Origin of the sequence: Actinomadura sp. BRA 177 (assembly GCF_013372625.1) — a bacterium.
In the GTDB taxonomy this organism is placed as follows: domain Bacteria; phylum Actinomycetota; class Actinomycetes; order Streptosporangiales; family Streptosporangiaceae; genus Spirillospora.
On sequence record NZ_JABXFD010000627.1, the window covers coordinates 1 to 8456 of the forward strand.

Annotated in this window: 9 protein-coding genes; 5 read left to right on the top strand and 4 right to left on the bottom strand. The window is 70.4% G+C overall.

The window, feature by feature from the left end; translation table 11 throughout:
- Nucleotides 1-474: 474 nt before the first annotated feature.
- Both HUX53_RS35040 and HUX53_RS35045 read right to left on the bottom strand, forming a co-directional pair.
- Entirely contained in the window at nucleotides 475-1278 is an 804-nt protein-coding gene (locus HUX53_RS35040) for an acyltransferase (RefSeq protein ID WP_176407572.1), read from the bottom strand.
- 81 nt (nucleotides 1279-1359) lie between these two features.
- A complete protein-coding gene (locus tag HUX53_RS35045; RefSeq protein WP_176407573.1) occupies nucleotides 1360-1833 on the bottom strand; it encodes a hypothetical protein in 474 nt (157 codons plus the stop codon).
- A gap of 172 nt (nucleotides 1834-2005) precedes the next feature.
- Here HUX53_RS35045 and HUX53_RS35050 point away from each other — a divergent pair, with 172 nt between their 5' ends.
- Together HUX53_RS35050 and HUX53_RS35055 are read left to right on the top strand one after the other, a co-directional pair.
- A complete protein-coding gene (locus HUX53_RS35050; RefSeq protein WP_176407574.1) occupies nucleotides 2006-2530 on the top strand; it encodes a peptidylprolyl isomerase in 525 nt (174 codons plus the stop codon).
- A 75-nt stretch (nucleotides 2531-2605) separates the two neighbouring features.
- Entirely contained in the window at nucleotides 2606-3502 is an 897-nt protein-coding gene (locus tag HUX53_RS35055; protein WP_176407575.1) for a rhomboid family intramembrane serine protease, read from the top strand.
- A gap of 145 nt (nucleotides 3503-3647) precedes the next feature.
- Here the strand turns inward: HUX53_RS35055 and HUX53_RS35060 are convergent, their stop codons facing one another.
- On the bottom strand, nucleotides 3648-3905 hold the full coding sequence (locus HUX53_RS35060; RefSeq protein WP_176407576.1) for a cell division protein CrgA: 258 nt from the start codon (nucleotides 3903-3905) through the stop codon (nucleotides 3648-3650).
- Nucleotides 3906-4000: 95 nt separating this feature from the next.
- On the opposite strand from HUX53_RS35060, the gene HUX53_RS35065 reads away from it, so the two are divergent.
- The 3 genes from HUX53_RS35065 to HUX53_RS35075 are packed head-to-tail and all read left to right on the top strand — an operon-like array spanning nucleotide 4001 to nucleotide 5635.
- A complete protein-coding gene (locus HUX53_RS35065; RefSeq protein ID WP_176407577.1) occupies nucleotides 4001-4750 on the top strand; it encodes a DUF881 domain-containing protein in 750 nt (249 codons plus the stop codon).
- A 25-nt stretch (nucleotides 4751-4775) separates the two neighbouring features.
- Entirely contained in the window at nucleotides 4776-5438 is a 663-nt protein-coding gene (locus tag HUX53_RS35070) for a class E sortase (protein WP_309237579.1), read from the top strand.
- Nucleotides 5439-5446: 8 nt separating this feature from the next.
- Complete coding sequence (locus tag HUX53_RS35075) at nucleotides 5447-5635, top strand: hypothetical protein (RefSeq protein ID WP_176407578.1); 189 nt, start codon at nucleotides 5447-5449, stop codon at nucleotides 5633-5635.
- A 251-nt stretch (nucleotides 5636-5886) separates the two neighbouring features.
- Here HUX53_RS35075 and pknB read toward each other — a convergent pair whose 3' ends face one another.
- A complete protein-coding gene (gene pknB, locus HUX53_RS35080; protein WP_176407579.1) occupies nucleotides 5887-7713 on the bottom strand; it encodes a Stk1 family PASTA domain-containing Ser/Thr kinase in 1827 nt (608 codons plus the stop codon).
- Between the last annotated feature and the right edge of the window lie 743 nt (nucleotides 7714-8456).

Consider the following 8456-nt stretch of genomic DNA (forward strand, 5'->3'; position numbering starts at 1 on the left):
TTGGTTGTTGTGTACGGTGTGGTGACGGGGGCGCACCAGCTCTCCTGTTGGCGTGTGGCCGGCAGCGTCGGGTGTGTAGAAGGGCCAGGCGTGGGGCGTGGGGGCCGGCGCCGGGGCGGCGGCCCCCGCACCGGCGCCGGCTCCCACGCCCCACGCCGCGGAGTCCCCAACAACGGCAACGACCGCCGCGCCGCCCGCTACAACTAACACCCGAACGAGAGCAGCCCCGCCCACCCAGGGCGGGGCTGTTGTCATATCCATCCCAGCAGTCGCCCGGCGGGCCGGTGCCGACCACTACAACTGGCGTCCCGGACGGAGCAGGCCGCGTCCATCCCCCGGGTGGGCTGTTGTCATGCTGGGCTCGGCAGTTCCCGGCGGGGCGGGGCGGTTGCCGTGCTGCTCGCTGCAAATGATGGTTCGACAAGAGCAGCCCCTCGCGGAGCTGTTGCCATGTCCGGGCCGATGGGTGAGGGGTTAGCCGGCTTCCTCGTGGACGTCGGGCTCGGCGGTGTTCTCGGCGCGTAGGCGGTCCTGTAGCAACTGGAGGCCCTCTAGGCCGTCTACGGAGAGGGCGGCCAGTTCGTCCAGGGACATCAAGGGGTCGTTGCGTAGGGGCGGCTGCCAGCCGGTTTCCTTGTCGTGGCTGCGGAGGATCTTGGCGGGGACGCCGCCGATGACCGAGTGGTCGGGGAACTCGCCGCGGACCACGGCGCCGCCGGCCACGGCGACGTTGCGGCCCAGGCGGGTGCCGGGGAGGATGATCGCGCCGGTGCCGATCCAGCAGCCGTCCCCGATGATGACCGGGTTGTTCTCCGGCCACTGGCGGCCGATCGGCATGTGCAGGTCGCCGTAGGTGTGGTTCTGGTCGGTGATGTAGACGTTGGGGCCGGTGAAGACGTCGTCGCCGATGCTGATGGACTGGTGGCCGACGATGTGGGTGCCGCGGCCGAGGGAGCAGCTTCCGCCGATGCGGACGATGACGTCCGGGCCGAGATCGAGGCCGGGGACGAAGCCGGCGGAGATCGTGACGTGCGTGCCGACCAGCGTGTGGTCGCCGATCGAGATCCAGGGCTCGCCGTAGATGGAGCCGACGGGGAAGCCGATGCAGGCGCCCTCGCCGAGGTAGGCGAACCGGCGGCGGCCGGGCGTGTGCGGGGTGATCTCGCCGTGCCGCTGGATCCAGTCCCAGGTGCGGTGCACGGCCGTGTGCATGTTCTGGCGCGCCCGCTGTCGAACGCGGGCCGTCAGCACCTGCCGGAGGGAGCGCTTCGGCGACATGGCGTTACGGTACCGGTTGGTAGCAACCCTTGGGCACGGCGGAGGGCCCGGCCGAAAAACGACCGGGCCCTCCGACAGCCGCTAGTGCGGCGAGTGCACCTGACCGTCGACGTCGGCGCCGGAGACCGTCATGGAGTCGGCCGAAGTGGCGTCGTCCACGTGCTCACCGGAACCCTTGGTCATGTCGCGGATGACGCCGCGCCGCGTCGCCACCACGCCGGCCACGCCGACCGCGGTGACCGCGCCCATCATCGCCATGAGGGCGCCGCGCCCGGGTCCGGAGCGCTTGGGCGGCTCCACCCGTCCGGCGGCATCGCTCAGGAACGTGCTCACCCGCGGGGCGAGCCCGGACTCCACGTACCGGGCCGCCCGCCGGAGCCTCGGTGCGCTCCAGCCGCGGACGGCCATGAGCCGCTCCTCCGCGACCGGCCCGATCCGCTCCGCCGCGTCGGAAGCACTCTGCCGACACATCTCGGCGCCCTGCCGGGCCGCATCCTGGACGCGGCCGAACCGGGTGAGAACTTCGTCCTGCGGCTTCCGGCGGATATTGATCATTAGGGACACGCTAACCTCCCTGTTTGCGAGGTCCTGTCATGCAGCCTTCCCAGCGATCGGGCGGTAAACCCCGTGCGAGTGACGGCATGTTCACGCCGGGTAGTCGATTCGCGCATGGCCGAGACCGTAGCGTGCAGAGTTCAGACATCCATCTCACGAGGAGGCGGCCAGCGTGGCCAACGAGATCTTCGCGACGCTCAACACGTCGCTCGGCAAGATCGTGATCCAGCTCTACCCGGAGCAGGCGCCCGAGACGGTGGCGAACTTCACCGAGCTGGCGGAGGGCGCCCGGACCTGGACCGACCCGCGCACCGGGCAGAAGTCCGACGCGCCGCTCTACAACGGGACGATCTTCCACCGCGTCATCGACCAGTTCATGCTGCAGGGCGGTGACCCGCTCGGCACCGGCACCGGCGGGCCCGGCTACCAGTTCAAGGACGAGCTCCACCCGGACCTGAAGTTCAACCGCCCGTACCTGCTGGCGATGGCGAACGCCGGGCCCGGCACCAACGGCTCCCAGTTCTTCATCACGCTCGACGTCGGCCACACCCAGCACCTGACCGGCCGGCACACCATCTTCGGCAAGGTCATCGAGGGGACGGACGTCGTCGACCGCATCGGCAAGGTCGAGACCGGGCGCAACGACCGTCCGAAGCAGGACGTCGTCCTGGAATCGGTGACGATCGAACGGCGTTAGACGTTCCTACAGTGAGACCACGCGACGGGTGACGCCGCACCAGGCGACGCCCGCACAGGCGCCACGGAGCACCAGATGAGCACAGACCCCAGTCCCGCGCCCGAGACCTCGGTACCGACCTGCTACCGGCACCCGGGGCGCGAGACGTATGTGCGCTGCACCAGGTGCGACCGCTACATCTGCCCGGACTGCATGCGGGACGCGGCGGTCGGGCACCAGTGCGTGGAGTGCGTCAACGAGGGCAGCCGGGGCGTCCGCAGGGCGGTGCCCCGCACGGTCCTCGGCGGGCGGTCGCCGGCGTCGGCGGTGCCGGTCGTCACGTACTCGCTCATCGCCGCGTGCGTGGTGGTGTACCTCGCCGAGCTGGCGTCCCAGCGGGTCGTGTGGGAGTTCATGATGCTCGGCCGCGCCGTGCTGCCGGACGGCAGCGTCGGCGGGGTCGCCGAGGGCCAGTGGTACCGGCTGTTCACCACGATGTTCCTGCACCAGCGGGGCGGGACGTTCGGCATCACCCACATCCTGTTCAACATGTGGGCGCTGTGGGCCGTCGGCCCGGCGCTGGAGCAGATGCTCGGACGGTGGCGCTACCTGGCGCTCTACACGCTGTCCGGGCTCGGCGGGTCGGTGCTGCTGTACCTGGTCGGCTCGCCGAACGACGCGGCGGTCGGCGCGTCCGGCGCCATCTTCGGCCTGTTCGGCGCGTACTTCGTGATCGGCCGCAAGCTGGGCGGGCCGGTCGCCCCCATCGTGGTGCTGTTGGTGATCAACCTGGTGATCACGTTCTCGGTGCCGGGCATCTCCTGGCAGGGGCACGTCGGCGGGCTCGCGGTCGGCGCGGTGCTGGCGGCGGCCTACGCGTACGCTCCCGCCGCGCGGCGGCGGCTGTTCCACCTCGGGGCGCCGCTGCTCATGCTGGCGCTGCTCGCCGCGCTCGTGGTCGTCCGGACGGCCGAACTGAGCCCGTCCCTCTAGCCGTGGCGGAGCGGACGCCGTCCTGCGTGGCGGCGTCCGCTCGTCCGGCCGGGACGCGGCCGACCCGCGAACCCTGTGGAAAGATCCTGTGGAAAACCTGGGGAAAGCCGGGGTGGGAGATCCCCAGCCTGTGGATAACCTGCCGTCAGCGCCAGCGGGTCGACAGGACCACGCCGAGGATGATCGCGGTGAAGCCGATCCCCAGGTTCCAGTTGTGCAGGTCGGACATGAACGGCACGTCGGTGCCGGTGCTGGCCGTCACGTAGAAGACGGCGATCCAGGCGAGCCCGATGAGCCACAGCCCGACCATCGTGGGCACCAGCCAGCGGGGGCTGACCTCGGGCGCCTTGGACTTCTGCGGAGGCGTGTAGACGGCCTTCTTACGCACTTTCGACTTGGCCACGGTGGGATCGATCTCCTCGGGCGTCCGGCGGCCGGAGCGCCGGACCGCGCATGGGTGTTTTGTCGGTTAGCGTAGTCGCTGGTGAGCACTGACTGATGAGCAATGTACGGCGTCCTGCGTGGGGAAGCATCATTCCTGCTCTCACGCTCCTCGCCGGGACCCTGTTCGCGGCGAGCGCGAGCACGGCCCGCGGCACGAGCCTGCGCGAGCAGGGCCGGACCAGGATCACCGAGCTCATCACCGCCGAACAGCGCCGCGGACACCAGGAGCGTGCCGAGTACCGGCGGCTCCGCGACCAGATCGACCGTATCTCCCGGGAGGCCGGACGTCACGACGCGCGCGTGAAAAGTGCGCGGGCGGAGGCCGACCGGCTCGCCGCCGAGGCCGGGTTCACCCCGCTGACCGGCACCGCCGTCCGCGTCGCGCTGGACGACGCGCCGCTGCCGAAATCGGACGATCTGCCGCACGGCGTCCACCCCGACGACCTCGTCGTCCACCAGGCCGACGTGCAGGCCGTCGTCAACGCGCTCTGGGCGGGCGGCGCCCGCGGGATGCAGATCATGGACCAGCGGGTGATCTCGACCAGCGCGGTGCGGTGCGTGGGCAATACGCTGATCCTCCAGGGCGTCGTGTACTCCCCGCCGTTCCGGATCACCGCCGTGGGCGACCCGGACCGGCTCCGCGCGGCGCTCGGCGCGTCCCCCGAGATCGCCGTCTACCGCAAGTACGTCCGCGCGTACGGGCTCGGCTACTCGGTGCGAACGGTGGGACGGGCCACGCTGCCGCCCTACACCGGCAACGTGGCGATGAAGCACGCAACGGTGCCGCCGGAGCCCGGCGGCTGACCCCGGCCGATGGAGGAGGACTCGCGTGCGGACGGTGATCCGTGGCATGGGCGAGCTGTGCATCACCGCCGGCCTGATCGTCATGCTGTTCGTCACCTACGAGCTGTGGGGCACCGGCCGGTACACCCAGGGCCAGCAGGACCGCCTCCACGACGAGATGCTGAACAGCTGGCAGAGCGGCAAGGTCACCACCGAGAAGGTGAAGCTCGGCAAGGGGCTCGCGATGATCCGCATCCCCCGGTTCGGCGACGACTACCACTTCGTCGTCATCGAGGGCGTCGACCGCGACGACCTGCGCAAAGGCCCCGGCCACTACCCCGGCACCGCGCTGCCCGGCCAGATCGGCAACTTCGTGGTCTCCGGGCACCGGACGACCTACTCCGCCCCGTTCAACCGGCTCGGCGAACTCGACCGCGGCGACAAGATCCTCATCGACACCCGCGACGAGCAGTACGTCTACAAGGTCACCGACCGCAAGATCGTGAAGCCGTCGGCGACCGAGGTGACCGCGCCCGTCCCGTTCCACCCGAAGCGCAGGCCCACCGAGCGGCTCATCACGCTCACCACCTGCCACCCCAAGTACTCCGCCGCCGAACGAATGATCATCTTCGGGGAGCTGGCCGAGGCGCTGCCCCGCGTCCGTCCCGCCGCCGGAAAGCCCGCCGATGGCAAGCCGGCCGGAAAGTAGGAGGTCCCGTGTACGCCTGGATCTGGCGCCGTCTCCCCGGCGAGTGGCCCACCAAGGCCGCCACCGCGCTCGGCATCGTGCTCGCGGTCGCCGCCGTCCTCTGGTACGTGGCGTTCCCCCGGGTGGAATCCAGGATCCAGTTCGACCACGGCGTCGTGCAGACCCCGGCGCCGTCCGGCTCCGCCACCCCCGGCTGACGGGCGCGCGCCCCCGCAGGCCCTGACCTGCGGATCCGTTGCGTAGGACGGTGCATGTCGACCACTTGAGAAAAAATCGGTTGAAATACGTAACGACCTACGATCGCGTGACGAAGACCATAACGAGGGCTTCCGCCATTGCCCCCGAGTGGCGGAAGCCCCGTTCCATGTCCGGACCCCGTTCCGGGCCGACGCGAAGGACCCCGGCCTCCCTGAGGGAGAGCCGGGGCCCTTCGCGTTCAGCGGCCGGATCAGCCGTCGCCGTTGCCGTTGTTGCCGCCCGGCAGGTTCGGGAACCCCGGGGTCGTCGGCGGCCCCTGGGTCGGCGTCTGCTCCGGCTTGTCCGCGACGAAGATCGTCACCGTGTCGCCCGGGATGACCGTGGCGCCCTCCTTCGGCTGCTGGTCGTAGACGAAGCCCGGCGCGACCTGCTTGTCCGGCGTCGGCTGGCCCTTCTGCACGCTGCACTTCAGTCCGAGCGCCTCCAGCTTCTTGCACGCGGCCCGCTGGCTGTTGTTGAACAGGTTCGGCACCTGCAGGTTCGCCGGCCCGTTGGAGAACACCACCGTGACCGTCGAGCCCTTCTCCGCCTTCGACCCGCCGGCCGGGTCGGTGCTGATCACGTTGAGCCGCGGCACGGTGTCGCTCGACTCGGCTCTCTTCTGGACCTCGAAGCCCTTCGCCTCCAGCAGTTTCTTGGCCGTCGAGTACGACTGGCCCGCCACGTTCGGGACCTCGACCTCCGCCGGCGGCTTCTTGCCCTTGGAGACGAGCAGCGTCACCGTCGCGCCCTTGGCGGCGTTCGCGCCCGGCTCGGGGTCGGAGCTGATGACGTTGCCCCTGCGGATGTCGTCGTTGAAGTCGCTCTTCGGCTCGCCGACCTGGAAGCCGAGCTTGGTCAGCTGCGCCGTCGCGTCGGCCTGCGACACGTTGACGATGCTCTGCGGGATCGCGACCTGCTGGTTCTTCTCGCCCCCGCCGCCGCTCAGCATCCAGCCGATGAGCGCCGCGCCGCCGATGAACAGCACGGCGAGCCCCACCCACAGCGCGGCCTTCTTGCCGTTGCCGCCGCGTTCGGGCAGTTCGTCGTCATAGTGGACGGGCGGCAGCCCGTAGCCGTCGTCCGGCGGGCGGCGCACCTGCGTCGCGCCCGGCGGGTAGCCGCCCATCACCTGGGTGCCCTGCGGCTGCTGCACGCCGCCCATCAGCATCGTGGACGCCGCCGTCGACGCCACCGGCTGCCCCTGCAGGACGCGCTGGATCTCCTGCCGGAACTCCGTCGCGTTCTGGTAGCGGTGGTCGGCCTCCTTCGCCATCGCCTTCAGCACGATCGCGTCCGCCCACTGCGGGATCTGCGGGTCCACCTGCGACGGCGGTACCGGCTCCTCCCGGACGTGCTGGTAGGCGATCGCGACCGGGGAGTCGCCGGTGAACGGCGGCTTGCCGGTGAGCAGCTCGTACAGGACGCAGCCGGTCGAGTAGATGTCGCTGCGGGCGTCCACCCGCTCGCCGCGCGCCTGCTCGGGGGACAGGTACTGCGCGGTGCCGATCACCTGCGCGGTCTGCGTCATCGTCGACGCCGAGTCGGCCATGGCGCGGGCGATGCCGAAGTCCATGACCTTGACCTCGTGCTGCCGGGTCAGCATCACGTTGGCCGGTTTGATGTCGCGGTGCACGATCCCGCCGCGGTGGCTGTAGTCCAGCGCGCGCAGGATCCCGTCGGTGATCTCCAGGGCCTTGTCGGGCATCAGCGCGCGGTTCTCCCGCAGGAGGTCGCGCAGCGTGCTGCCGTCCACGTACTCCATCACGATGTACGGGATCGACGTGTCGCCGATCATGTCCTCGCCGGTGTCGTACACGGCGATGACCGAGGGGTGGTTCAGCGACGCGGCCGACTGGGCCTCGCGCCGGAACCGGGCCTGGAACGTCGGATCACGGGCCAGGTCGGACCGCAGCGTCTTGACCGCCACGACGCGATCCAGGCGCAGGTCTCGGGCACGGTAGACCTCGGCCATGCCGCCCCGCCCGATCACCGAATCGAGCTCGTAGCGGCCGCCGAGCAGCCGAGGTTGACTCATATGTGCACTTTCCCTCGTACGTCTACACCTTGTCCTCCGAACCTAGCTTCCCGCTCTGGGTCGGCGAGGGAACCGGGCTCGGAGTTGACGGAGTCGTGGTGCTCCCCGTCGGTGTGGGTGTTGGCTCTGGGGCGGTGGGAGTCGCCCGGGGCGATTTCGTAGATGGCTTACCTGAAGGAGACGTCCTGGGCGTCATTCGCGTTGACGGACGGATCCTATGCGTCCGGTGCCGTGGGGTGACAGCCGGCCGGTCGGGGGTTCTGCGCGCGCGGTGCTCGGGCGGGGTGCTGGGACGGGCCGCGGGGTCGTCCACGAGGTCGTCCGGGAGGTCGCCGCCCACCGGGCTGGTGGCCGGGGTCGCGGGCGGATCCCGCTCGTCCTCGCCGGATCCCGCGAACGCCAGCCCCTTCCACAGCGAGCCGACGACGATCACGCAGACCAGGACGAGGACGGCCGCGACCGACGCGTACGTCATCGCCGTGCGTCGTTGCACTGTCCCTCGTGCGAGGTTATCCGGCGCCGAGTCAGCGTCAAATCCCGACAAAGGAGCCGATTGGGTAACGATGCGGTCTCTGTCGGTAGCAGCATGCCTCCCAGGTGCGGCTGCCCTCCTGGGCGCAACCTGCCCGGAGGCTGCCCGCCTGGGTGCGGCGGCCCGCCCGGGGGCGCCCGCGTGCCGAGAATCCGCACGGCCCGCACCGGACGCCGGCGCGGCCGGACCCGCGACCTGTCGACCTTGAACA

What these genes read in the sequence shown, in the direction of transcription:
- HUX53_RS35040 (WP_176407572.1), bottom strand. Translation starts at nt 1,278, where the DNA reads ATGTCGCCGAAGCGCTCCCTCCGGCAGGTGCTGACGGCCCGCGTTCGA.
- HUX53_RS35045 (WP_176407573.1), bottom strand. Translation starts at nt 1,833, where the DNA reads ATGATCAATATCCGCCGGAAGCCGCAGGACGAAGTTCTCACCCGGTTC.
- HUX53_RS35055 (WP_176407575.1), top strand. Translation starts at nt 2,606, where the DNA reads ATGAGCACAGACCCCAGTCCCGCGCCCGAGACCTCGGTACCGACCTGC.
- HUX53_RS35065 (WP_176407577.1), top strand. Translation starts at nt 4,001, where the DNA reads ATGAGCAATGTACGGCGTCCTGCGTGGGGAAGCATCATTCCTGCTCTC.
- pknB (WP_176407579.1), bottom strand. Translation starts at nt 7,713, where the DNA reads ATGAGTCAACCTCGGCTGCTCGGCGGCCGCTACGAGCTCGATTCGGTG.